We start from the raw sequence: 25,078 nt of genomic DNA, 5'->3' as shown, positions 1-25,078 counted from the left end.
CTAATTAAGCCTAATTGGCCAGCCAGCCAAGGTAAGGTCTTGCTCGCTGTTTGCTGTAATATCTTGCCCTTCAAGCACGATAGTGCCGTCTGCATATACCTCAACACTACCCTTGGCCGTTTGTAGGCTAACACTTTGCTGGGCTTCAATAACGATATGCCCTTGCGAATTATTAATTTGCGCGGCAGGTGCTTGATCCGCTTGCGCTAAGAGCGCCGTTACAATAAAGCCTTGTGCGCTATGTACAAGTAATACATTAGCCCCTACTTCTGCGATGCTGACATGTGCGCCTTGCGCAATAACTTGATGTTCAACATTATTAATTAATACCGCTTTTACACGGCCAAAACTGTCGACACGACTCACACACGCTAAACGTTGATCGTGATTGAATATACTTTGGATCTGAGCGCTCATAATAAACTCCTTTTCAACTAGTTATTACTAATTGCACTGCCTTTCACGGCGATATTACTGGCCGATAAAGTAATACTTGTCGCATCAATGGTTAAGTTACCACCGGCATCAATTTCAATACTCGCACCGCCTTGACTCAATTGCAGTGATCCTTGACCATCCGCTTTAATGGTAATATTTGCGCCACTACTAATTTCTATATCGCCATTGGGGGCTTGCAGTTCTAAATTGCCGTCAACCGAATATGCGCTAACATCTTGTTCACCTTGTAATTTAAGCTCTTGATCCGCTTTAAGCTCTAAGCTGCCATCGGTTGCTTCAATACGTGTGTTTGAGGTGGCTTTGAGGGTTAAATCTGCCGCCGATGTTACTGTGATATCCCCTTCGCGGGTTTGCATTTGCAAGTTATTCTCTACCCGCGTAGTAAAGTCATTGGCAACCGTAAAGGTGGCGTCGTTTTCAGCAACAAATTGCAGATTTTCTTTCGCTGATATTTTTACATCGCCATCTACAGACTTAAGCGTTGCTTGATGTGCGCCATTGGTGGCATCGAGTAATAGTTGGTTTTTATTATTTTTATTAGCAAGGCTAATTTTTTCTTCGCCTTTTTTATCATCCATTATTAAACTGTGGCCAGCTTTAGTAACGAGCTTATTCTCGGTCGGATTTTGGCTGGTAACTGGGTTAGGTGCATTTTGGTTGTATAACGCACCTAAAATAATGGGTCTGTCTAAATCGCCATTTTCGCCACAAACTAATACCTCAGTACCTTGTGTAAGCGGAAAGTGCATGCCATGACCACTGCCACCATAAGGTTGCATTAAGCGTGTTGGGCGGCTTTGTTGGCCTTCACCATCTTGATTAAATGGCAGTTTTACTACGTAATTACCATCATCATCAATTTCTTGCTCTACTAGTGCGTTAAAAGTTGCAAATACACGTCTTTCTGGAAGTAACTGTGCTTTAAACTGTTGATCCGATGGGACCAAGTACGCCTGATTTTTATAAGTTAAGCCTTTTACGTTAGCGCCATATTCCACACCTGCTTGCTGGCTACCCTTATGATCAACACGCACAACCAAATATTGGCCATTATGATCTGGATGATCATAAATAGTTAAAATCATTCCTGGTCTAAGCGCCCTGCAATCACTGTCGATAATCAATTGCTCTCGTTGACAATCAAACGCTTGCTGACGCGTTTTAGCAAGCGTATTGCCCTCGCCAGAAGTTGCATAGTTATTACCATAATGACTGTCTTCACCAAATCCTGGTTGCGAAGCGCTATTTTGCGCCGATACCTGTAAATTACCTGGTGCGCGGTAGTTATAATCGTTTAACGCAATACTTTGCGGCTGAAGTTGGGCTTGGCGACTAATTGCGAAGATTGTTTCGCTAGTACGTACTTGCCCAGATGGTGGCACATAACTTAAGTTTACTTCATCAAACAGAGCGGCAATATCTTTGCTGCTATTGCATACTTTAAAAGTGCAATCCGCGTCAGTTTGCTCAACAAAACTATAAACAAAGCCATGTTTACGCATTAAACGCGTAACAAATTCATAATCAGTTTCGTTATATTGCACTGTCATATCGAGGCTAGGGCCGCTGGCTTGCATGCTAAATTTTTGCATTGGGAAGCCCGCTTTATTAAACACACTTTTAATAATGGCAGCGGGATCCATCGCTGTAAAAACACGATTGGAATGTTGATGCTTAAGTAAAGTTAAATAAGAACTCAACACTAACGTGTAATGATAACCTTGGTGACTTTTACCATGGGCTACAAAACGACTTAGTAAACCTGAGATAGTCCGATCTGTCATAGACCACACCAAACTCAAACTGGCATCTTTACCTAGCAACGTTTGCGCAGTTAAATGTTCCTGACTCAATACTTGAATATTAAATTCATAGTCTTCACATAAGCTATCATTAATTGATGTGAAGTCAGTTACCTGCACCATGCCATCAGGTAAGCCTTGTATACTTACGCTAAAATGACTGGTATTCGCTTTATGTTCACTAAAGATGTCCATGAGTCCCATTTTCAATCCTTTTTTATCTATTAAATTAGGCGTTATCGGCAAATATTGCGGTGATTTCGTCTTGCTCATCAACCGTTAACGTTAAAATATCTGGCATATCTTCTTGCGCCATATATTCCAAAATAGACTTAGCAATTCCTGGTAAAATTTGTCGTTCAATGACTGCATTTACCATCCGAGCACCGCTGTCTGAAAGCTGGCATTGCTGAGTTAACTTACTCAATACACTTGCATCAACACGCAGTTGCATTTTATGATTTGTAGCAAGACGCTTAGCAATCGCTTCTAGTTTTAAACTAACAATTGCTTGCAGTGCATCTTGATCAAGCGCTAAATAAGGCACTACTTGCATGCGTGCAAGTAAAGCTGGTGCGAAGAATTGTAGTAACTGTGGCTTAATTAATTCACTTAACGCACCAATTGACGGCACTTGCCATGGGCTACCATCTTCATTAATCGGTGCATCCGTTGGATTGAGTGCGTCATTAATGGCTTGCTGCTGCTCAGTCGGTTGTTCTACATCATCGTCTTGCTCTGGACTCAAATCGATCACTGTTGGTGGTGTGCATGCATCAATTAGCTCTGCTGAACCTAAGTTAGACGTCATGATGATCACGGTGTTTTTGAAGTCAATTTCACGGCCTTCACCATCACGCATATTGCCGCGTTCAAATACTTGATAAAACATGTTAAGCACATCTTTATGCGCTTTTTCTACTTCATCAAGCAAAATTACTGAGTATGGGCGCTGTCTTACCGCTTCAGTTAATACACCGCCTTCACCGTAACCTACATAACCAGGAGGTGAACCTTTAAGCTGCGATACTGTATGCGACTCTTGATATTCACTCATATTGATAGTGGTTAAGAACTTCTCGCCACCAAACAATTGCTTAGCTAAACAGCGGGCTGTTTCAGTTTTACCAACACCGGAGGGTCCGGCAAGTAAAAAGACCCCTAACGGTCCTTGTTCATTACTGATCCCCGCTTTGCTGACACGTAATGCTTGCGCAATTTTTGCCATACCCGCTTGCTGTCCGATCACTTCTTGACCAATTGCCGTTTCTAAATTAATGAGGTTACTGATCTGATCTTTAACCATGGCACCAACAGGTACACCGGTCCACTGAGAAATTATTTGTGCCACTGCATCAGCGTCTACTTCGCTAAATAAGCCATTATCTTGACTGTTTTGCTCTTTTAAAGTTTGGCGCAAGCTAAGTAGTGCAGCACTGTCTTGTTCGCTTGCATTGGTTGCTTGTTTAAATTCGTTGATCTGGCTTAAAGTGGCAATTTGTGACTCACGAGCACTGGTTAATGCAGCAAGTTTATCTTGTGCAGTATTTAACTCTTGCTGTAAGTACAATAACTTATCCATATCGACAGCTAAACCTTGCTCGCTTTCACTGGCAATACTGGCAATCCGAGTTTGTAAATAATTTATATGCTCTCGCTCAGATTCAATTGCCGCAGGGTCAGTTGCAAACGACATTCTGACGCGAGCTGCTGCTGTATCAAGTACGTCAATTGCTTTATCTGGCAATTGGCGGCCTGTTATATAACGAGCTGACAATACAACAGCCGCTTCAATGGCATCATCGGTAATTTGGATATTATGATGTTGCTGATATTTATCTTTTAAACCCGCTAGCATAAGTTGCGCAGCTTGCTCCGTTGGCTCATCGACTTTGATCAGTTGAAAACGACGCTCTAATGCGGCATCACGCTCAAAGTACTTTTTATACTCACTCCAGGTGGTTGCTGCCACTGTGCGTAATTCACCTCTGGCAAGAGCGGGTTTTAATAAATTAGCCGCATCGCTCATACCGGCATCGCCACCCGCACCAATTAAGGTGTGTGCTTCATCAATAAACATAATGATCGGCGTGGTTGAGTTTTTAACTTCGTCAATTACTGTTTTTAAACGGCGCTCAAACTCGCCTTTAACACCTGCGCCAGCTTGTAATAAGCCCATGTCTAAGACTAATAAACGCACACCTTTTAATTCATCAGGTACTTGACCATCAATAATACGCTGTGCAAAACCTTCTACTACGGCGGTTTTACCGACCCCTGGATCACCCACTAAAATCGGGTTGTTTTTACGACGACGACATAACACATCCACCATCATGCGTATCTCGTCGTTTCGCCCGAGTACAGGATCAATTTTTCCTTGCTTAGCTTTTTCGGTTAAATCTTCACAATATTCATCAAGCGCGCCGCCACCTTCACTTTGGCCATTATTTTGCGTTTGCTGAGCTGTTTTTGCCTGTGGGTTTAAACGCTCGCTTGAGTTTTGACAAATTTTATCGAGGTTTTCGGCTAAAAAGCGTGAGTCAATTTTATCTAGCAACGCTGGTAATTGAAGCACAGGGCTATAAGGTAATAGCTCCGTGAGTGCATCAAGCAATGCAGCACCGTTGATCCAATCACTTTTATGCTGCACATTAGCGCTCAACCATGCGCGTTCTAACCATTCATATAAACGACGAGAAAACACCGGCTTACTTTGGTTACCCGCAGGTTGGCGATTTAAAAAGTCAAGCAACTCATGCCATACCGCATCTTGATTAATATTAAAAAAGTGAAATATTTGTTCTAAATCACCACTACTGCCCTCTTCCATCAACTTAATTAGTAAGTGTTCAGGCAGCACTTCAAAATGACTACGACTGCTAGCAAACCCTGCAGCAGACTCAAGCGCGGTCGCGGTATGGCCATTTAGCTTGTCGATAAGTTGTTTAATGCCTTTTGCATCCATTGTTTTGTCCTTAAATCTGGTTTCTTACTAATGTTGATATTGAAGATGGGTATAGCTGTGTACGGTTGTGTTTGCCGCAGCACTACCTAAATAACTGTTGTGTCCAAGTATTAACGGTGACACACCGATTGCCTGTTGCTCTACAGCTTCGTTAGCCACTTTGATTTGGCATAACCACTGCACATTACTTGGTAAGTGAGTGCTTAATAACGCCGCCATTTTTTTACCTTGCTCATGCAAAGGGTTCAAACTAATGGCAGTTTCACTGTCTACAGGGCCGATGGCAATTGTTAAAATACTGCCACTTACTAATACTTTGCTACCTAATACCGCAGAACCACCGAGTACCATCTGAGCATCATCACCAAATGTACTTGGGGCATCAATTGTTTGCCAATTAGCGCGGGTATCGTCAACATGCAGCTCTTTCACTGCAAGTGTATGTTTCAGTAATTGAGTTAAGCCTGCTGCACTGGTTTGTTTTAAGCTAGCAATGCCGCATTGTACTTTTTGATCTGTTTTTGTAGATAAAATGGCTTCAATTAAATGATCAAATTGATCTGCACCACGTCCTGCAACATTGATTTGTGACTTTTTCCACGCCTGAAAAAGTTGGCAATATAAAATATGATTAAACATATCTAAAAATTGCCGAACCCTGTCACCACTTTCGTCATCACTTGCTGCTTGCTCTAACAGGTAATGCGGCATCGGCGCATCAACCCCATACAAACCCAAGAATGACGTTGATAAACTGAGTCGCCCGCGTCCTTGGTTATCTAAGCTACACACACGTACATCGGTTGCTGGAAAGCCAAGCTCTTTATAGGGCTTAAACATCACCCGCTCACTAATGCCTTTGTCAAGTTCGTGAGGCGTTGCCCAATGCTTTTCAATTAAGCTCATCGCTTTAAATAAATTAAACTGCCAAGGCTTAGCAATTAATTGCTCAATCGGTTTGGGCAATTTAGCCCAAACGGGATGCTTTATGGCTGGTTCATGCACACTCATAATTGATAACTCTTGCCCGGCTCAATATCCCAACACCAGGTTTTATAGCTAGGAATAGCATTAACGCGAGTCTGCACACTTTCATTAATTGGTGCGTACATTAAAAAGAATTGGTGCAACATATTACAAAAATGATAAAGATCGGCATCGCACACAAACTTACTTTCATCGATATCAATTAATACATCTACGCCTTTAATAAAAATTCCACGCTTTATTTGGCTGATCGGAGTAGCCGTTATTTTTTGAATGCTCTCAATACGCAAGCGATTCTCAGCTTTTTGCGACCAATCAAATAGCACTAATAAACGTTTAAGCTCGGTTACTTGAGTTATTTGGGAAAACTTAACATTAAGTAAGCTGATCAGCTGCCAATGTTTTGGTTGATCTGGGCACGGTAAATAATTAGTAGGCCTAATAACATTCTCAACCTCGGCAATACTTGGCATATCGCGCCCGCCAATATTTAAATCACCTTCTTGCAGTAGTTGCCGAGGCCAACCTGCATTAAAAGCAGTTAAATCAACAGATAGTGTTTCTTTTTCATCATTTAGATTGAAAGGCAACTGTAAGTAATGAGTTGGCGCAGCTGCACCCACATCTTTAGTTAATACGGTAAATAGCTTTTTCTCATCTTCAAATACACTTTGATAACGAGGTGTATAATCATAGGTTTTACCACTGAGCGAGTTGCGCCCCATTACCGAATCGACGGTGTAACTGAAAATATGATCGGTACGATTTTGATCTGCGGTGATCATATAGTCGGTACGATTGGGTTCGATTCTGATTGGCTCTGCCGCTTGGGAAAATAAATTAATTGCAGGCACGCAGTTTATCAGTAGGTTTTCACGGGATAATTGGTGTCCGGGTGGTAATTTACTTGAGCCACGAAAAACTATTTCAAAGCGGTCTATATGATCTGCAAACTCAACGTCTTGCAAACCTGTAAAAGTTAAAAAGTAAAAACGATCTTTGGCATTAAAGTAATCTAGTAATAATGCATAGCCTGGATGGCTTTGCTCAGCACTCGGTAAAAGAGCCCCATCAATATTTAAATAACTGGCACTGCAACCTTTTACTTTAAGCTTTTTATTATGCTCAAAATGCGCAGGGCCAAAATCAAGTTCAGCATGTTTCTCTGCCGTTTGCAGCAGCTTAAATAAAGAGCTACATAACGGGGTATCGCCGCGTAAATAAAACTGCAAGTTTGATAAGTCATAATTTTTACGCTCACCTTGGCATACAAAACGTAAACCAATGCGCAGCTCTGCACCTAAATGTGATTCTTGATAGCGCACATGCTCAACATCGAATGGTGCTACTGTTAGATTATGCGTGGTGGTAAAAGTAATATTTTTATGATCAACAACAGCGGTATCTGCTTTTAATGTGAGACCCTTTTCAATCATGTGAGTCTTTTGCATTGCCAGCTTAGGGCTAAATTTCACTACCGTACTCGAAGGGTAATAACTAAGCAGAATAGGACATAATTGACGCAGCACTTGCTCTGACACTTCTGGTACTGATTCATCCAAGCGTTTTTGTGTGTGCGCAGTTAAATACGCCATACCTTCGAGTAAACGCTCGATATGCGGGTCGCGATCTTTTAAGGCATCAATATTTAACATGCCCGCATGCTCAGGATAATGTTGTGCAAACTGTTTACCGGCCTGCGTTAATAAACGCATTTGAGCATCAAAATATTGCTGCATTAAAATATCCTTTTCATTGAAATATTAATCACCATTTTTAGCGTGCTGCATTACATCAGCCTTACCGCCTGATTCAAACCGCGTGTTTAACTTAATACATTGGCCACTGGTTAGAAATGCTTGAATATCCAGTCGGATCACGCAATTTTCTTCACGTATTTCCATTGGAATAACATTGGCATAACGCACTCTTGGCTCATATTTCTCAATCAATTTTTTAACCTCAAACGCCAAAGTATGTTGCGAATAAGGCAAACCTTCGTAAATATCTTCAACATCGGGCAAACCATAATCAGCCAAATGCTTTAACACCCCACGGCGAGCATTAAGCAGCTCATTAAGATGGTTACAGACACTATTTTGCTCATCAGTCTGAAAACCTTGATGTCCATTACGAATGACAGGTTGAGTTAAAAAATCGAATAACGCCATGAACTTACCTCTGATAAAAGGATATGCTTGCGCATATCCTTTAAAAATTCCGACTTATCGACCTTCAGTCCAAGAGTCAGAGAACTCGATGTTGCCATCAAGGTATGTCCAAGTAATGCGCTTATAACGTAAACATACTGTTTCAAGGTGCGGATAACGCTCCTTGTCTAAGTCTTTTACGTTGTGCATTGTTGGTGAGATTGACGTAATTTTTACATCTTCCAACTTGTGGCAGAAATACTCACGCTCAGTCCCTGTGTCATCGATACGGTACCATTTAAGCTCAAGTTGCTTAAGTGTTTGACCGTTCGAGCACGCTTTATACAGATACGGTGTAGCTGCATCTACCGCTTTAGTAATTACAAACGGTTCATGCTTACGTGTACCTGTAAGTTCACCCGTGTCGTTATCTGTAGGAATGCGAAGTTCATGATCAAAGTGTAGGATCTCAATTGAACCTTCACGCTCTGCAACAGTTACAGAACCTTTGATGTCATTACCTTGGTCATCCTTTAACCACATATACGCTGGAATTGCCATTTCATTATTCTCCTTTTAGAATGAAGTGTTTCCTGTTAGTTGGCATTGGCATAAACAACCATGTTTATGCCCCCCAAAAAGCCCTCTGCTTCATGCCACTGGGGAACATGTCCCAAGTTGGATGCAACCAACTTGGGGCAATTTTTTCCATCTACATTTTTACACCAACCAGCTACTCACCAAATTGACGTATTTACACTTTAAAAGCCTGCGTTAAATGCGTTTCATCGGCGGCTTGGCAGTTCATTTTTCGCCAGGCATCTGCCCTACTAATGCCAAACGCACATCAATACCTTCCACTTGGAAATGCGGCACTATGTAAGTACTAACGCGGTAATAACCAGGGTTACCCGGAATTTCAGCAACAGTCACTTTGGCATCTTTTAATGGATGCGTTGCAATTAACGACTCATCAGGGTTATTCATTTTAGTAACTAACGCACCTAACCAATCGTTAAGCTGCTGCTCTAATTCATGGCGAGGTTTACTCGAACCTATGTTTTCACGCTGCAACACTTTTAAGTAATGCGCAATGCGCGATACTAAGAAGATATACGGTAAACGCGAGTTAATACGTGCGTTTGAGGTTGCTTCTGGCGTTTCAAGCACTTGTGGCTTTTGCGCACTATTAGCTGAGAAGAAACACGCAAAGTCTGAATTTTTATAATAACTAAGTGGAATAAACCCTTGGTTAGCAAATTCAAGCTCTTTAGTCTCTGAGATCAATACTTCTGTTGGGATCTTAGTTTCTGAGCCTTTACCTGCTTCGAATGAATGAAGTGGTAAATTCTCAACTTTACCGCCCGACTGTGGGCCACGAATGTTAACTGCCCAACCATTATCATGGAAACTGCGAATAATATTGGCGGCAAAAGCAAACGTTGCGTTACCCCATAAATAGCGCTCATGGTGTTCACTGTTTACATCTTCTTGGTAGTTAAAGTTACGCAGTGGATTAGTTTCACCATACGGTAAGCGCAATAAGAAACGTGGGAACGCTAGGCCGATATAGCGTGAATCTTCTGATTCACGGAAGTTTTTCCAACGTAAAAATTCAGCACGCTCCATGTACGAACCAATATCTTGAATTTTAGATACTTCATCAAGTGAGTCTTTCAAGAAAAACTTAGGTCCTACGCTGCCCATAAATGGGCAGTGCGCCGCAGCTGATACGCGTGAAATTTCTTGTAGTAATGAAACATCTGGCGCTGAACAATCAAACTCAAAGTTCGATACCATAGTCGATACTGGTTCGCCACCTGGGGTGTCGTAATCTGAGGTATAAACATGCTTGTACAATGCTGATTGCGTGGTATCAGGTGCTTCTTCAAAGTCATCACGCAGGGTTTCTTTATCAACGTCGAGCATTTCGATTTTGATGTTGGCATTGTTTGGCGTGCGATTAATTAAATAACGCAATGAACGCCAAGCTGATTCCATTTTTTGGAAGTTTGGATTATGTAAAATCTGGTCTAACTGCTGTGAGATAATCGTATCAACTTTCGCAATATAGTCATCTAACAACAACTTATCGATACGCGTAACTTCTTGGCCGCTGCTGCCAGCCATATCTAAAAATACATTGATTGCCGCTGTTAAACGCTCATTCGCACGGGTTTCAGCAAGGTTGCTGGCATCACGAAAAGTGTCTAATTTGATCTCATCTGCAACTGGGGCAATATCGACCAAGTTACAAAGGCTTTCGTAGGTTGATACCGGAGCTTGCTCAATTGAATGAGCTGCAACGTTTAATTGTTCTTGCATTGACATGGTAACGTCCTTATTCAGTAACTGGGTGTTTTTCGTCTTCAGAAGCAAGCGGGGCAATTTCATCCAGCTTAGCTTTTAACTCATCAAGTTCTGGCTGGTTTTGTAATACCCGCTCTAGTTCTTTACGTAATGATGAGTTATCCAAAAGATTCGATTTCAAGTCACGCAGTAAGTTACGCATTGCCATCATTTTATTTAACTCAGGTACCTGTGAAGCAACTGATTCTGGATCAAACGATTTAAACGAATCAAACTGTAAATTCACGTTGATCTCGCCATCGCCTTTGATCTTATTAGCAACTTGAAAGTTTGCCTTTGGTGCCATATCTTTTAACACTTGCTCAATATTATTTTTATTGATTGTTACGCGTTCACGCTCAGCAAGGTCTTGGGTATTTAAACCATTAGAGTAATCACCAATTACCAGCATTTTTAGTGGCAATTCGCTTTTTTGCGATGCGCCATCCGTATCAAGCTCTAAAGAGATATTGATCCGAGCTCTTGGGATCTCTTTTTGAAATGTATCTGTCATGTTTCTTCCTTTGCAGTTTGTATCAATTCCAATTAACCTCGACCCATTAGTCAGGCTCTTGTAACTAAATCCAAGCTATTGCTTGAGCCGGATTGGTTACCATCATTCGCTGACTAATTTGCTTAGCAGCTAAACTCATTTCATCACTTTCTGCCAACGACAGATTGGCGTAACATTGTTTGGCAAAACGCCATACTTCCATGCAAAAATGTTGTTGCCACTTCGCTAATTGAAAAGTTTCAATTTGCTCAAGTAATTCGGTTAAAATTGCCAAAGCGTGTTCATAATGCTCCGCTTTAAGTAACAACTTGGCTTTTAATAATTGGCTTTGTGATTGGTCAAACCCGGTAGGAGTACTTAATTGCTCAACCTTGCTAAGCGCAGCACTGAGTTGTCCTTGCACTACTTCATCAGCCAATAAGCTATAATGTTCATCAAAAATATTGCCTTGCGAATTATTGCTTGCTGGTGTTTGTGCATTGCTAATTTCAAGTAACGTTTCTTTATTGGCTGGGCTGCATAACCCTGTGCCATCGTCGTACTGTAAATGAGTTAAAAGCGGAAACTGACTAGTTAAATTAATCAATTGCTGCTCAAGCCAGTAACTTAGCTTGCCTTTATTTAATTGTTTTAACGCACTTAATACCAACATTTGTAAGTTGAGATTAAATTGCATCGCACCTTCCATAAATAAGCCTTCAGCAAGCATGAGTGCCTGCTCTGGTTGTTCACTGGCAAGTGCATTTTCAATCGGTGCAAAAGCCGCAGCTCTTGGTGCTGGTAAGCGTGTTTTACCATTTTCATTAGCCGGTATTTTCAGCCCAGACCAACGTGCAGCACGTGATAATTTAATCACCCGCTCGATGTTATTTTGTTCTTTATCAAAATTCAGTAATTCACGAATAGCTGATAAATAAGCCGTGTCACTGCTGAGATCACCAACCGTAATACTTGCAACTTGACTTACAGAGCTGTGCACTGATGATGTTGAATTTGTTGCCGGTGTACCGTCGCTTGGTGCTTGTTCAGTATCGTCTTTACTAACAACTGACGGCTCGACTGCCTTTGCAACTGGGTTGCGTTTCATTTGCTCGTCAGTCCACTCGTTTAAAGTAGATAAAGGACCTGATTCACTATCTAATAATGGTACTGAGTGTTGGTTGTAATCGGTTAATACCGCATCTAGTTCAGCCCATTGTTCTGCGGTTGCCGAATGACTTTGCGAAATCCCTTTTAGACGTTCTTGTTGCTGTAAAAACCAGGTATTTACAGCACTGCGCATGCGCTCTTTAAGTGGGTGTACGTCGTTGCTAAAATCAGCCAATATCTTATTAAACAATTTGATTGAACTAATTAACCCCTGCACCCCAAATTCACTGGTTGCAGCTAAGCATAAGTAACTAACAATACGTAAATCTTTACTCTTATTCTGTAATAAGTCAGTTGCTTGAATAAACATCACTTTAAAATCAACCTCACCAACACCCGATGAAGATGCTTTGAGACTTTTAAATGTTTCTTCGTATTTTAAATCTTCGCCACACGGCAAACCTTGCAATGGTGCAGCAAGTTCATCCAGCCAAAGTTGCCAGCTATTGTGAGTATGTGGTTGCTTTAAACTCATGCTTTACACCATCGTCTTAGTGCATCGTATACACTTACGTTATCCATATCGGCAAAATTAATACTGTAGTCACTTGGCACTTTGCTCAATGGTAAATTCGTCAAATCAATAATTTGTGTTGATTTGTCTTCATTTAACCAAATCGAGCTAAAATAGGATGCCGATACAGGACGACAAAACACCGTTAAACTAGGCGCATGATCTTCACATCCTAGTTGATAAAAGAACCACGGTTGCCAGTTGTGATCAGCAACCACAGATGCTATTAAATGCAGCCAAAACCCAGCGACCAAGGCGCTCTCATGACTAAACTGTGGCATTGGTAAACGAATACCAAATTGACTGCGTAGACAGCCTCTATTTGCAATCGACTTCAATACTGCAGATAGTTCTTCAATTAATACAGCACGCTTATGCACATCATTCATCTGGAGATGCTGCCACAGCACACTCATCGGTATCATGCGCAGTTTATCTAGCTCTTGATTTAAATTTGGTTGTTGCTTCAACGCATCAGCAACCTTGTTATAAGCATGAGCTTGTTCCGCCATCGCATCAATTGATGGCGCTTCTTTAATGCGATCATTCACACCAATTAAGTGCTCAATCACATGACTAGCATATAAAAACAAAAATGCTGGATGGCGTTTATAAGTTTCTAATCCGCTATGTATAAAAGAGCTAAAAGGGTAAAAACGGCCACTACTATCTTTACTTGGTTGTAAAATACCAAGCAAACTACTGTCTTCACTGTTCCCAGATACAAAAAACAACGATTTAACACCATTAAGTACAGCAACATTATTCGCCTTTCGACCACGATTAAGGTGAGCAAATCCTTCTTGTAACCAATGATCAAATGCCACTGATTCACGCGATGAAATATTTAACTTCACAAAATCAGGTCGTACTGGTGTTTTCCCCATATAACCGTAAGAAAACTGTTTTACTAGTAACGGCGATTTCTTTTTAGAAAATAAATTAAACATATCCGCCCCTACTGTACCGAATTATTATTCGACTGCGCATATTGCGGCGATTTCGAAAACAACGAGTTCGGTAAAGCAAACGAAGTCAGCATATATTTTGAGAAAATACCGCTATTACGCCCTGATTTTAAGGAAAACTGTACTGTTAATTGCTGTTCTGACTTATCGGTTAGTTCCCATGTAGCTAAGAACTCAGTGCCTTTTATCCATTTTACATTAGCATTATTAAGCACTTTAAGTAGCGCCCACGGACCATCTTGCTCAATCGAAATTCGATTGCCTTTATTATCTAAACCATAAAGAATCGCTTTTTCTGCAGCACCACGACCAGGCCAAGAAAAGTTACGCCACTCCTCCGGCTCATTACGATAGCGATAACCTTGCTCTGAAAAGCCTAAATAAGTTTCACGAATGCCTCTTTGTGGTACTGGCATCATCTGAAAATTAAAGCCCGCAGAATCTGCGCCACTAGTAAATAGTGAACGTGTTACTTTATTTGCTTTTGTTAAACCATCGAGTAATTCTTTACTAAAGCCAATACCAACACCATTCCACTGTTTTTCTTCCCATACGCCACGACGTACTTTCATAAAAGGTTTCAGTTGAGTGTTAGTAAAGTTCCATAATATGCCCGACTCAGTGTTTAAAAACTCCGACACATCAGCAATCGCGGCATCAGGTCCATTTAGGTTAAATGGGTACTTTCCTGCGATGCTGTTGCTGTACATTGTATAAACTTGGTTTTCCCACTCTTCATTTAACTGGCTTCGTGCTTTGGCCATAATTGTGGCTATACCCGCTTGTAAAGGCGCTTTGAAAAGAGTATCCAACGTTTCTTTTGTTTGTGGGTCTAAAGCACGTGTTTGGCTTTCAATGATGATCCATGAAGACTGCAAAGCATTGGTTTGATTATTACCTGAGAGTAAATCTTGGACAAAAATCATAGCTTGGCCATCATCTTCATTACTCGCCGCCATCGCTTTTATGTCTGAGTGGATGCTGCTTAATGAACTAATGTACTGGCCCATGTAATCAGAACTGCGCTTATTATCATCGTTTTGTGTAAAACGGCGTAAATCAGCAAAGCGAGATTCCAGCTCTGGCGCTCTAACCGTACTCATTTGTGAAAAATCAGGGCTGTTCATAGCTTGTTTAGCTAGCTTTCCTTTTGCTGCTTTTTTCTGCGCAACGTCGGCAGCACCGGCAACTAAGGTCGCAATTTTGTCATTATTCGCGGTAACGGCTGAAGGTTCGTCAGCAACCATTATGTTATTGTTCACCAGCATCATTAAATCTATCAATGGGCCATCGTTTGATGAAAGGCGAGCAAAATCAATACTTGCATCGTTTAAGTCTCTAAACGCTGGGACTTGAATACTATTTAAGAATTCGAACCAAGTATTACCGTAATCCTTAAAGTAATAAGCACGCATTGCTTTGGCTAACGACTCAGCTTGTGCTTCATCTACAGCATTTTGCCCTTCGTCATTACTGGTGCCCATAACCCAATCGCCTGAGAACACTAAACGTGAAATACGTTTAATTTCAGGATATACATATTCTTGCCAACCAGCATTGGTATATACATAAGGAATTGCATAGCTACTTTTTAATACATCACGGTTATTAGCCGACATAAACTGATTAAGCTGTAATGCTTTTTTGCGCTCAGCAAAGCTTGTTATCACTTGCTTATACAGAGGCTCAGCTTCAGGTTGAGTATTTAAACTTTCGCGCGCAGTATAAATTGCGGTTTCATTTGCTTGCCAAAAATTAATCTTCCCAGGATGCTCTAGATCAGTACCTAAATTAGCTAAGTACACATCTAACAACGCAGTTAATTGACTATAAATGGGTGTATCTTGTTGCGCTGTTAAATCAATATTAAAGTGATTACTAATAAAACTAAGTAGCTGCTGTTTAGCAAATTCATCATTTTTATGTTCGGGGTGTGTGCTTAGCATTAAATGTAATTTAAGTGCTTCGTAATAAGGTTGTCGAATACCTACGCGTGACTCCGGCTCATCAGAGTTCCAACGGCTTTCATACTGTTTTAATTGTGCTAACACCTGTTTTTCAGCAGGAAGTGTGATCAATTGGTTTAACTGGTTAAATAATACATTCGCGACACTTTGAGTTGTTTCGTCACCTTCGTAAATACCAAAAATAAAATACCAAGGTAAGCTTTTTTCATAACTTACAAGCTCCTGATAATGCTCAAATAATGCAAGTGTTGCAGCTAGCTTTTGATCCGCCTTCGCCTTATTTACATTAACTTCAACCACCGCTTTCACGCGTGCTTCGCCTTGGTTAAGCAATAACTGATTACTGGTGTATGAGGTAATCAATAACGCTGTAATCGCCGCTATTGAGGCAAGCCCCGTGGTTACAGTTAAACCTTTTAACCAACGACCTACTAAGCGCTTTTTACGATTACCCCGAGTTAAATCTTGTAGTTTAAAAACAACATCATTAAAAACGCGATTAATAAAATAGCTTTGGGTGATTGTTTCTTGTTTTTGTTCAACCACAACCGCGCCAAATTGATCGCGTACACCGTTGGTGATTCGCTCAATTGGTGTGCCCTCTTGTGTACCTGAGGTAAAATACACGCCTGCAAACCAAGGAACTTCTTGGTACGGATTCGCTTTAAATAGCAAGTTTACAAATTCGGTTAGTTTTGTTGAGGCCGATTTAAACTGATTAGGAAAATCAAGGATCAACTGTTTACGATGCTCATTTCGTTCACGGGCCACTTTACTTAAACGTTGCTGGCACAAACGTTCGTATAATTCATCCATTCTGAGCTCGAACATTTCAGCCGGATCGGTTTTTTGGTCTTCACTAATATCAAGTAAATATGCGCCCCACACTTGCTCGCGCTCTTTTTCAGATAAGTCATTAAAAAAAGGTTCAAAGCCACTAATTAAATCGGTTTTTGTGAAAGTGATATAAACAGGGAAAATAACACCTAGTTGCGTGATCAACTCTTCAATACGTTCACGGACTAACTTTACATGCTGGCGAATTTCTTCACTGTCAGAGGTTAAAACATCAGCCACACTAATTGCGACCATTACGCCATTGATAGGTAATTTTGGACGGTACTTTTTCAGTAAATTTAAAAATGATAACCACTCTTTGTTTTCTGATTGCTCAGTTGTGTAACGTCCTGCGGTGTCAATTAAGATCGCTTGATCTGAAAACCACCAATCACAGTTACGTGTGCCACCAAAACCTTGAATATGCAGTTCGCTAGAGTTTGAATACGGAAAATGTAATCCAGAGTTAGCAAATAAAGTACTTTTACCGGTCGCTGATGGACCAATGATCATATACCAAGGTAGTGCATAAAGAGCCGTATTACCACGATAGCCAGCGCCTAAGTGCGATGCTTTTAATGAGCCTAACGCTTCTTGCATTTTTTCTTTTATTTCATCAAGCTCAGCACTTGAGCCCGCATTGTGATTTGCAAGTTCAGAAGCTAACTTATCGCCAGAACGCTTAGTCCATAACCAACGAGTAAAAATAAATAAAATGAATACCGCCGTAACTGCTCCCATAGCAATCAGCTTTTTATCAGTCGTGTCTAAGCCCACCATGCGCCCAGCAAACCAAACAATGCTCAGCACTGCAATTAGACCGATCAACTGTCCTGTGGCGCGAGATGACACTAAGCCCAGTAAAAAATGCACTAGGCCACTTTTATTTACTCTTCCTTGCATGGTATTGCCTTATCGTGTCTCGTTGGTTTTATTCAATTGAGTGAGTACTTCCACCTGATTACTTATGGTTTGCGTACTCTGTGTAGCCTGCTTGTTGATCACAAAATGAAAGCCTGCAAATAGGGAAGCGATTGAGCCTAAACAAATCGACAGAATAACCCAATAAGGGACATTACGACCGACTTTCATAGCAAACCCTTCAGCAGGTACGCCATTATCAGAAAGCAGTGCATTAGGCGTGCCTTTGACATCTTCAATTTGTGCACGAATGTCAACTATCAAAGCTTTAAGCTGTTCTATTCCTTTAACTTTATAGATACCTTCAAAACCCAATTGCAAACAAATATAGTACACTTCTAACGCCGCAAATTTATTTTCACCGCCATTACGCAAAGTCGCTAAACGCTCAAAAAACTCTTCACCTGCACGGTTATTGCCAAAAAACTCTAACTGCAGCGGTCGTGACATCCAGTCCATACGAAAATGCGCTCCGGAGCTCATTACAAACTCATCACACATTGCAGTAAGAGCAAATTTTACTTCTTGCATCACACTAGTCGTCACTTGTTGGGCATAACAATTACGCTCAAACTCATCAAAACTATTTAATAACTGATCACGAAAATCGTTCAGCTCAAGATCGGTTGATTGCTTGAGCTTTAATGGCGATAACGCATTTATAACCGGTGATATACAGGCGATTAAATCTTGTTGTTGTGATTGTTGTTGCATCATTTCACCTAACTTAATTGCGTGCGACAGTAACTATTTCGATTTGCGCAGCTTGCAAACCAAATGGAATAAATAAACTTAACGACTGCTCTTCGATTATTTGCTGCCAAATGTAACCATGTGATTCAAGACGGAAATATTCATATCCACTCTTTATTGCTAATTTATTTGGCGGCCGTTGGCAGTGAGTTAGCTGAACACCTGCAAGGGCTGATGAAATCATAATATCGAGTTTTTCAGTTGCGCCAACTTTAACTTGGTCGCTAAATGTTTCAATCCACTTAGTATCCTCAGCTTCAAAATAAACCGCGAGATAGAAGTCGTTATGCTCAAAAATTGCTGAGTCAATAGTCGCAACCTGATGAATAGCATTGGAAATTTTTTCAAGTTTAAGGCCAGCCATTTTCTTAGGCACAACACCTTCAAGTAGCTTAGTTAGCAACTCATCTAACTTACCAAATACATGGCTGAGTTGTTTATGCTGATAAGGAGGGACTTGGTTTACTAAATCACTGTGTTCAAACATCGATACAGAGCTGATCAAATCAACCAATTCACAGTACAAACGCTCTGGATGAACTAATGACAAACTTTTTAAATGATCCAACCGCTTTGCTGAAGGTGCCATCGCATTAAGTAATAAAAAGCTATTCATCTCGTTTGGACCAAAGTCAGTCACTGAACCAAAGTTTTTCCTGCGACTAAGCAACACATTGACTTTCGCATTCACTAAATTTGCGGTGCGATTTAATAGCTCAGTTAAATATACCGAAGCACTGATATTTAACAGTGGTGGTACAAAGTGTTTATTAACAACAAAAGAGCCGTCTTCTGCGCGGACTATTTTCAAACACGCTAAAGTATCAAAATAAGTTTTTACATCACTATCTGTTAGTAATATAAATTTAGGGTGCGCTATCAGCACTTCACGATTACGTGCAGCATCATGATCATCATTTAACTCAATATAGTCTGCATGATAGGCACTGAGCTGACCGGTTGTTGCATAACCTTCAATATTACTAACGATTTTATTGGCAGCAATCGCGATGTAAATAATCACTTCATCTAGGTTAGGATCTAATTCCAGCTTTAATTCGTCATGTTGTTGGCGATCAAAATCAAGTAATCGACCATTTTCAAGTAACAATTTGAAGCTAGTAATTTTTAATAGCCCACGTGATAACGCTGACTCATCAATTGCAAGATGCTGGATACCAAATACCAATGGAGAAATAAGTCGCTGTCTTACAATTTGATTTTGCTCATGATACTCATCAAATAACTGAAAATGGTGTTGTGCTAATAATACACCTTCAGCCCAGACGGGTTTTACGGGGGCTTTAGTACTCATTACTGTGCCTCATCCACGTCAGGCAACTGCACTTCATTATTTGTGATCAGCACATCTAATGCAGTCGATAATTTAACCGGACCATCACCTAATTGATAATACGTTTTCCATTTGTCTCCTTGGCGATCTCTGAATAACGCAACAATTGCCACAAAACGAGCATTTTCAGCTTGTTCAAAAGCGATCGTTGTTTTTTCGGCAGGATTAATAGTGCGTTCTTCTAACGTGATCAATGAATTTGCTAATACTGATTTATCTGACTTCCAAAGTTCTTCAAACGTCGCTGTTTTAAAGCTCTGAATATCAGACAATTGATACACTCTGAGAACCACTGGAAGTGCTTCATCAAATTGATTTAAATTTAAATTATCTGTTGCTGTAATGTCTAACTCTACATTAGTGCTCATGCACGCAGTGAGTGACATTAACAGCACAGCTAAGATTACTTTATTTATTGCAAAACGCATTTAATACCTCATTAGATATTTTAAAATTGATTATTCAGTTTTTACAAAGGATCTCTTCATAAACAGGGCAAATAACCCTGTTAAAACGCACTGACGCACAATCTGACCAGCGATTGTCATTTAAAATTCTAGAAAAAAACCTGAACTTTTATTTTCTTGATTTTCAACAGCTAGAGACTTGATGACAACATGATCGATTGAAGATATTAATTTAGAATTTAAAACTATTAACTCTTGAATATAACTAGATATATTTTCATTAATTAAAATAATATTTCCATCGTTCTTTGGAGGATTATTCAAAAAGAAGAAAAACTGATCTATAACAGATTCAGAAAAAACACGATGTGCAGGAATACCTGTTTGATCAAGTAAAGAGGAGATGTTACAGGTTAGAGACCAAGCCAAGGAGTAAAGGCTATCAACCTGATTTATAAAATCTTTTTTTCTCATTTTATCATCCTTGATTTAACATAGTCAGCTTAAAGTTGCACTAAAGCGGTAATTATTCAGTCCTTAGAATTAGCGCATGATACAAACATAATTGTTAAAATGTCAACCGAATTCAGTGCGAAAATACAACTATTTCTAACTTAAAGTTGTTCCCAATAAAAGCGACCACACCATATAATTTTAAAAATGAACACATTATGAACCTATTTTCATATAATCTAAATATCGTTGATTACAAATATTTCATTGATTATCGCTAGATTAATGTGTATTTTTACACGCATTATCGACCAAGGTAGCAAAAGGACAAGGAAATGTCTAAATCACGATTATTGTTAGATATTAATAATAAAACAATGAACGTAACTCAGGTAAAGGGAATTGAACGCTTAAATAAAAGCTTTGAGTTTGACCTGATTTTCGACACCCTCACAGATGAGCCTTTAAACGATTTATTATTACAATCGGCCTTAATTACATTTGTAAATAAAGACAATTACTATCGCCACCAAGCAGGCCTCATAACACAAAGCACCGATCTTGGGTTATTCAATAAAAAACGCCGCTATCATATCGTCATTAAAGATCGATTGAGTACGCTAAAAAACACCTCAGATAGCAAAGTATTTATCGGGGTTAATTTAAAAGATGTTTTACACTACCTAGCATCACAAGCCGGATACTCTCAAGGTCAAGTAGATTTCAGAGTTACCCAACCGTTTGCTGATATGCCTCAGTGCGTACAAGCAATGGAAAGTAACTGGCAGTTTTTTCATCGTTTACTGGCTTCCCATGGTTTATTTTATTGGTTTGAAAGCAAAGACTCGGCTGAAATACTGGTGATAAGCGACAGTAATTTAAATAGTCCCTACCTTGAGCGCGGCGTTTTAGAAGTTACCAGTAGCGCTGGAATGAATAACCAACACAGAGAGCAATTTGTTGGCTTTATGCATGCTCAACTTACTGAGTCTATTTATAACAATACTGCAAACAGTGCAGCCTATGGGCAATTTAATACCATTGCCAGCAATAGCCAATCATTCTTTGAACCCTGTGCGTTATCGCAATCCGCCGCAACTAATCAAGCACAAAATTTTAGTAATGCACTAGCGAGTTTAAATAAAGTTATTAGCTTAACTGGTAACGTATGTGATTTATTTGCGGGATGTTCGATTTCATTAAGTGATAACACCGGCATTGGTAGCAGTGGTGACTTGCTCTGTATCGCAGTCGAGCACTACAGCGAGCAACCAAGTGACGAAAGTAGCCATGAGGGTTTAACTAAATACAGTTGTACAGCGCAATTTATTGAGCGAGGCACCCCCTTTAAGCCACTCCCTATTCCCCATCAAGCAAAACCGATGGTATTCCCTGCGAAAGTAGAATCACTGACCGGCAATGCATTTATTGATGACAACGGGCAATATCGAGCCCGCGTTGATTTTGACAAAAATGCCAGACCAATAACGCAGTCAAGCCCTGCCTTGCAAAAGTTAGCTCTGTATGCATGCCAAAACCAAACTCAGGCCACTGGATGGCACTTTCCACTCGTCGGTGGTTCAGAGGTACTAATAGGCTGTATTAACAACGACCCTAATCACGCCTACATTATGGGCTTTGCACTAAATAGCGATCAACCAAGCGTAGTAACCGCCGCCAATCCAACGCATAACCGATTATTAACCGCAGCCCACAACGAACTACTATTTGATGATGACGACAATGAGCCAAAAGTTATTTTACAAACCCTTGCCAGTGAACATTACTTTGAGCTAAACGCCAAACAGTCTGGCCGCCAATTCATAGAATGGATAAGCCAACTAGGCACTATAAACTTGCACGCAGGAAAAGACCTCTGCCTAGAAACCGAGCAAAGCAATGTACAGTTCGTGATAAAGAACAATCAATTTATTGATGTTAAAAATGAACTCAAACAACAAACTAACAACGGCAATATAAATTACCAGAGTGCCGGCAACAATGCGTTCATAGGTAAAAAAATCGATGTTAAAGCTGACCAAGAGCTATCATTAATTTCGGGGCGTGCGGTTAAAATAAACGCGCAAAGTGATATTTTACTAAAGACTAATAACAGTGATTTAAAGCTCAACGTACCAAATGGCTCAACGTTTTTACAAACCAGTAAGTCAATTAACATCACAGGCTCTGGGCAAGGCGATTTAATCATTCATAACGCAGGCGGCGAAATTAAACTCGATAGCCAAGGCAACGCCACCATCATCGCTACCAATATACTCACCCTCGACAGTAACATTGTCACCTTTGATGGGCCAGTTGATTACGATATAGAAAGCCCGCAAACAGCCAGTAGCCCAAGTGCATCAAACCCTTCGAGTATTAGCCGTATTAATGATGTAACCATAAATGATGCAGGCGTTGCTGCAACTACCGCCAGTGTGGTCGATTTAGAATACGTTTACCAAGACGGCAGCCCGGTTAAAAACGCTCCCTACACCATTACCTTTGATGATGGAACGCAAGCGACCGGGCAACTAGATGACAGTGGACAAGCACAACTCAGCAATATTCCCAGCGGTCAGTTCAGTGTTAAATACGGCGAAGACAGTCGCGATTTTCAGCCTGAAGATAACACCACACCAAACCCGTTGTATGGGCAAATAACCACCGCCGATGCTTTGCACATGATCAATAGCGGTAACACTGCAAAACTGGAAGAGGCTGGCAATTTAGCCAACCAAGCAGGCGATTGGTTATGGGGCACACTGCAAGGTGACTTTAATAGAAACCCGAGTACATCACAAATCGTTGTGGGTACAATTATCTCGATGATACCGGTGGTTGACCAAATCATGGATATTCGTGATATTTGTGCAAATACCGTGTTACTCACCGATGATGACAAAGCCAATGACAGCGACGGTTGGATAGCCTTTACCCTAACCGCCATTGGTTTGGTTCCATTATTAGGCTCTGCTGTAAAAGGTGTGGGTAAAGTCGTGATTAAAAACAGCGGCGAATCGATGGAAGCCGCTATTGCAGTGTTACGCAAGATGGGCAAAGGCGACCCAGTAAAATACTTACGGGAGATAAACTGGCAAGACTTAGGCAAACAAGCCGCCAGTGAAGTCAAAGCAATTATTAAAAGCTTTAGAGATACCTTGCAAGATATTTCAACTAGCTGGAAATACGACCTTCTGCTACCAGACTCGGCCATTGACGGCATGCAAGCCATGGTCAAACAGCTTGATGAAGTCACCCCGCAAATAGACCAAGGCGTTAAAAACGCCGCAAACGAAATTGGCAATCGCGTAAACAAAGCCCTCGATGAATTTGAGCCACCGGCAAGCACGGGTATAGTAGGCAAACCGAAGAAAACCGTTGCCAATGAGCTTGAGCCGCCGAAAGGGAATGATTTGAAGGGGGCTAAGAACAAAGCAAATAAGCAGCTTTCTAATAGCTTATTAATTGAAAAGTATGCCAATGAGTTCTTTACGTTAAAACGCAAAGATTTTAGAGCATGGAAAATAAAGCTTGCAAATGAAGGGTTATCTTCAAACGAAATACAGGATGCTATATATTTCGGCTCTTTAAAAAGTGGTAAAAACATGTGGGGAGACAATTGGAAAAAATATTATGAAGAAATATCAGGAACTAAATATCCCGGACCTCCCAATCATGCTCACCATTTAGTAGAGAAGAAAGGAGGTGGTAAATATGGTGTTTCAAATCGGAAAATTCTTGAAGATGTAGGTATTAATCCTTTATTATCTAAGGAGAATTTTGCTTGGGCGCCTCTCATAAAAGGACAGCATGGATTAGAGCCTCAGGCTCAACTAAATGAAATGTTGAATACATCTCGGGGCAATAAAAAAGCGATACTCAAAGTATTAGAGCAATGGGCAACAATATCGAAAGGTAGAACAATATGAATCTTGAACAAGAAAAAAATCAACTTGTCGAAGATCTAAGTAATATTTATAAAGCGCTCTTAAAAAAGTTGATTCACAAGTATAAGGATATAAATTCAATAGCTATTCATTGTGATTCAGGCTTTAGTGCATTTGGCTTTTCTTGGAACTCTAATGATTATTTGGAAAAGAAAAAAGAAAAATTTCCTGAAAGCGATTGGCTAATAATCAAATACTCTGTATCTGAGTGGAATAATATTTTTTACGAATATGAGGCATTTAACGACATTAATGAAAGGATAGAAGAAATATTTGATGACCTTTATGATGAAGATCTAACAGATGAGCAGATAACTCAATTTTTTTGCGAGATAATCCATGGAGTACTATTGGAACTTACGAAGGTATTTTTGATCATCGTGCTCCATTTATTTCATTACAATTTAACGATCCTAGTGATAAAGAGATTGACGTAATGCTAAAAATAAATCAACTATTAACAAATAAGCATCGGAATCTTGAATTTGAAAATTATTTAGAAAAAATAAAGTAATTTAAAAATCCCTCATGAATTAAGGAGCTCTCCCTAATTATGACATTTATAATGCTAAGGAC

18 protein-coding genes are annotated in these 25,078 nt (G+C 40.3%); 2 read left to right on the top strand and 16 right to left on the bottom strand.

Annotated features, from left to right (window positions below):
* The 16 genes from P4S61_RS19370 to P4S61_RS19295 form a co-directional block, all read right to left on the bottom strand.
* Positions 1-417 (bottom strand): hypothetical protein, encoded by a 417-nt coding sequence (locus P4S61_RS19370; protein WP_145242477.1) that lies wholly within the window; start codon positions 415-417, stop codon positions 1-3.
* Between the two features lie 17 nt (positions 418-434).
* Entirely contained in the window at positions 435-2,456 is a 2,022-nt protein-coding gene (locus P4S61_RS19365; RefSeq protein WP_182719407.1) for a type VI secretion system Vgr family protein, read from the bottom strand.
* Positions 2,457-2,490: 34 nt separating this feature from the next.
* The gene (tssH, locus tag P4S61_RS19360; RefSeq protein ID WP_182719401.1) at positions 2,491-5,229 is read right to left on the bottom strand and encodes a type VI secretion system ATPase TssH; all 2,739 of its coding nucleotides are present in this window, start codon (positions 5,227-5,229) and stop codon (positions 2,491-2,493) included.
* Between the two features lie 27 nt (positions 5,230-5,256).
* Positions 5,257-6,240 (bottom strand): type VI secretion system baseplate subunit TssG, encoded by a 984-nt coding sequence (tssG, locus tag P4S61_RS19355; RefSeq protein ID WP_337119003.1) that lies wholly within the window; start codon positions 6,238-6,240, stop codon positions 5,257-5,259.
* On the bottom strand, positions 6,237-7,955 hold the full coding sequence (tssF, locus tag P4S61_RS19350; protein ID WP_145242483.1) for a type VI secretion system baseplate subunit TssF: 1,719 nt from the start codon (positions 7,953-7,955) through the stop codon (positions 6,237-6,239). Before tssF ends, tssG begins: the two co-directional genes overlap by 4 nt.
* A 24-nt stretch (positions 7,956-7,979) precedes the next feature.
* Positions 7,980-8,387, bottom strand: a complete 408-nt coding sequence (gene tssE / locus P4S61_RS19345; protein ID WP_145242485.1) for a type VI secretion system baseplate subunit TssE — start codon at positions 8,385-8,387, stop codon at positions 7,980-7,982.
* Positions 8,388-8,441: 54 nt separating this feature from the next.
* Positions 8,442-8,927 carry an Hcp family type VI secretion system effector gene (locus P4S61_RS19340; protein ID WP_007584479.1) on the bottom strand — a complete coding sequence of 162 codons (486 nt, stop codon included), beginning with the start codon at positions 8,925-8,927 and terminating at the stop codon, positions 8,442-8,444.
* Positions 8,928-9,170: 243 nt separating this feature from the next.
* Positions 9,171-10,697: a type VI secretion system contractile sheath large subunit gene (gene tssC, locus P4S61_RS19335; RefSeq protein WP_145242487.1), complete on the bottom strand. Its 1,527-nt coding sequence runs from the start codon at positions 10,695-10,697 to the stop codon at positions 9,171-9,173.
* 10 nt (positions 10,698-10,707) lie between these two features.
* Positions 10,708-11,229, bottom strand: a complete 522-nt coding sequence (gene tssB / locus P4S61_RS19330) for a type VI secretion system contractile sheath small subunit (protein WP_145242489.1) — start codon at positions 11,227-11,229, stop codon at positions 10,708-10,710.
* Positions 11,230-11,293: 64 nt separating this feature from the next.
* Positions 11,294-12,853: a TssA family type VI secretion system protein gene (locus tag P4S61_RS19325; RefSeq protein ID WP_145242491.1), complete on the bottom strand. Its 1,560-nt coding sequence runs from the start codon at positions 12,851-12,853 to the stop codon at positions 11,294-11,296.
* Complete coding sequence (gene tagF, locus P4S61_RS19320) at positions 12,850-13,842, bottom strand: type VI secretion system-associated protein TagF (RefSeq protein ID WP_145242493.1); 993 nt, start codon at positions 13,840-13,842, stop codon at positions 12,850-12,852. Before tagF ends, P4S61_RS19325 begins: the two co-directional genes overlap by 4 nt.
* Before the next feature lie 8 nt (positions 13,843-13,850).
* Complete coding sequence (tssM, locus tag P4S61_RS19315; RefSeq protein ID WP_145242495.1) at positions 13,851-17,567, bottom strand: type VI secretion system membrane subunit TssM; 3,717 nt, start codon at positions 17,565-17,567, stop codon at positions 13,851-13,853.
* A gap of 9 nt (positions 17,568-17,576) precedes the next feature.
* Positions 17,577-18,302 carry a type IVB secretion system protein IcmH/DotU gene (icmH, locus tag P4S61_RS19310; RefSeq protein ID WP_261375633.1) on the bottom strand — a complete coding sequence of 242 codons (726 nt, stop codon included), beginning with the start codon at positions 18,300-18,302 and terminating at the stop codon, positions 17,577-17,579.
* 10 nt (positions 18,303-18,312) lie between these two features.
* Positions 18,313-19,653: a type VI secretion system baseplate subunit TssK gene (gene tssK / locus P4S61_RS19305; protein WP_145242497.1), complete on the bottom strand. Its 1,341-nt coding sequence runs from the start codon at positions 19,651-19,653 to the stop codon at positions 18,313-18,315.
* Positions 19,653-20,120 (bottom strand): type VI secretion system lipoprotein TssJ, encoded by a 468-nt coding sequence (tssJ, locus tag P4S61_RS19300; RefSeq protein WP_145242499.1) that lies wholly within the window; start codon positions 20,118-20,120, stop codon positions 19,653-19,655. The genes tssK and tssJ overlap by 1 nt, the downstream gene beginning before the upstream one ends.
* A 120-nt stretch (positions 20,121-20,240) precedes the next feature.
* Positions 20,241-20,573 (bottom strand): hypothetical protein, encoded by a 333-nt coding sequence (locus P4S61_RS19295; protein WP_337119002.1) that lies wholly within the window; start codon positions 20,571-20,573, stop codon positions 20,241-20,243.
* Positions 20,574-20,887: 314 nt separating this feature from the next.
* On the opposite strand from P4S61_RS19295, the gene vgrG reads away from it, so the two are divergent.
* Positions 20,888-24,484: a type VI secretion system tip protein VgrG gene (gene vgrG / locus P4S61_RS19290; protein ID WP_337119001.1), complete on the top strand. Its 3,597-nt coding sequence runs from the start codon at positions 20,888-20,890 to the stop codon at positions 24,482-24,484.
* The gene (locus P4S61_RS19285) at positions 24,481-24,939 is read left to right on the top strand and encodes a DUF4303 domain-containing protein (RefSeq protein ID WP_337119000.1); all 459 of its coding nucleotides are present in this window, start codon (positions 24,481-24,483) and stop codon (positions 24,937-24,939) included. Before vgrG ends, P4S61_RS19285 begins: the two co-directional genes overlap by 4 nt.
* The last annotated feature ends 139 nt before the right edge of the window (positions 24,940-25,078 follow it).

The organism is Pseudoalteromonas sp. B160 (genome assembly GCF_037162485.1).
Lineage (GTDB): Bacteria > Pseudomonadota > Gammaproteobacteria > Enterobacterales > Alteromonadaceae > Pseudoalteromonas > Pseudoalteromonas rhizosphaerae.
The sequence above is the reverse complement of the archived record's forward strand: the minus strand, read 5'-3'. Positions and strand labels throughout refer to the sequence as shown.

What these genes read in the sequence shown, in the direction of transcription:
- P4S61_RS19370 (WP_145242477.1), bottom strand. Translation starts at nt 417, where the DNA reads ATGAGCGCTCAGATCCAAAGTATATTCAATCACGATCAACGTTTAGCG.
- P4S61_RS19365 (WP_182719407.1), bottom strand. Translation starts at nt 2,456, where the DNA reads ATGGACATCTTTAGTGAACATAAAGCGAATACCAGTCATTTTAGCGTA.
- tssH (WP_182719401.1), bottom strand. Translation starts at nt 5,229, where the DNA reads ATGGATGCAAAAGGCATTAAACAACTTATCGACAAGCTAAATGGCCAT.
- tssG (WP_337119003.1), bottom strand. Translation starts at nt 6,240, where the DNA reads ATGAGTGTGCATGAACCAGCCATAAAGCATCCCGTTTGGGCTAAATTG.
- tssF (WP_145242483.1), bottom strand. Translation starts at nt 7,955, where the DNA reads ATGCAGCAATATTTTGATGCTCAAATGCGTTTATTAACGCAGGCCGGT.
- tssE (WP_145242485.1), bottom strand. Translation starts at nt 8,387, where the DNA reads ATGGCGTTATTCGATTTTTTAACTCAACCTGTCATTCGTAATGGACAT.
- P4S61_RS19340 (WP_007584479.1), bottom strand. Translation starts at nt 8,927, where the DNA reads ATGGCAATTCCAGCGTATATGTGGTTAAAGGATGACCAAGGTAATGAC.
- tssC (WP_145242487.1), bottom strand. Translation starts at nt 10,697, where the DNA reads ATGTCAATGCAAGAACAATTAAACGTTGCAGCTCATTCAATTGAGCAA.
- tssB (WP_145242489.1), bottom strand. Translation starts at nt 11,229, where the DNA reads ATGACAGATACATTTCAAAAAGAGATCCCAAGAGCTCGGATCAATATC.
- P4S61_RS19325 (WP_145242491.1), bottom strand. Translation starts at nt 12,853, where the DNA reads ATGAGTTTAAAGCAACCACATACTCACAATAGCTGGCAACTTTGGCTG.
- tagF (WP_145242493.1), bottom strand. Translation starts at nt 13,842, where the DNA reads ATGTTTAATTTATTTTCTAAAAAGAAATCGCCGTTACTAGTAAAACAG.
- tssM (WP_145242495.1), bottom strand. Translation starts at nt 17,567, where the DNA reads ATGCAAGGAAGAGTAAATAAAAGTGGCCTAGTGCATTTTTTACTGGGC.
- icmH (WP_261375633.1), bottom strand. Translation starts at nt 18,302, where the DNA reads ATGATGCAACAACAATCACAACAACAAGATTTAATCGCCTGTATATCA.
- tssK (WP_145242497.1), bottom strand. Translation starts at nt 19,653, where the DNA reads ATGAGTACTAAAGCCCCCGTAAAACCCGTCTGGGCTGAAGGTGTATTA.
- tssJ (WP_145242499.1), bottom strand. Translation starts at nt 20,120, where the DNA reads ATGCGTTTTGCAATAAATAAAGTAATCTTAGCTGTGCTGTTAATGTCA.
- P4S61_RS19295 (WP_337119002.1), bottom strand. Translation starts at nt 20,573, where the DNA reads ATGAGAAAAAAAGATTTTATAAATCAGGTTGATAGCCTTTACTCCTTG.
- vgrG (WP_337119001.1), top strand. Translation starts at nt 20,888, where the DNA reads ATGTCTAAATCACGATTATTGTTAGATATTAATAATAAAACAATGAAC.
- P4S61_RS19285 (WP_337119000.1), top strand. Translation starts at nt 24,481, where the DNA reads ATGAATCTTGAACAAGAAAAAAATCAACTTGTCGAAGATCTAAGTAAT.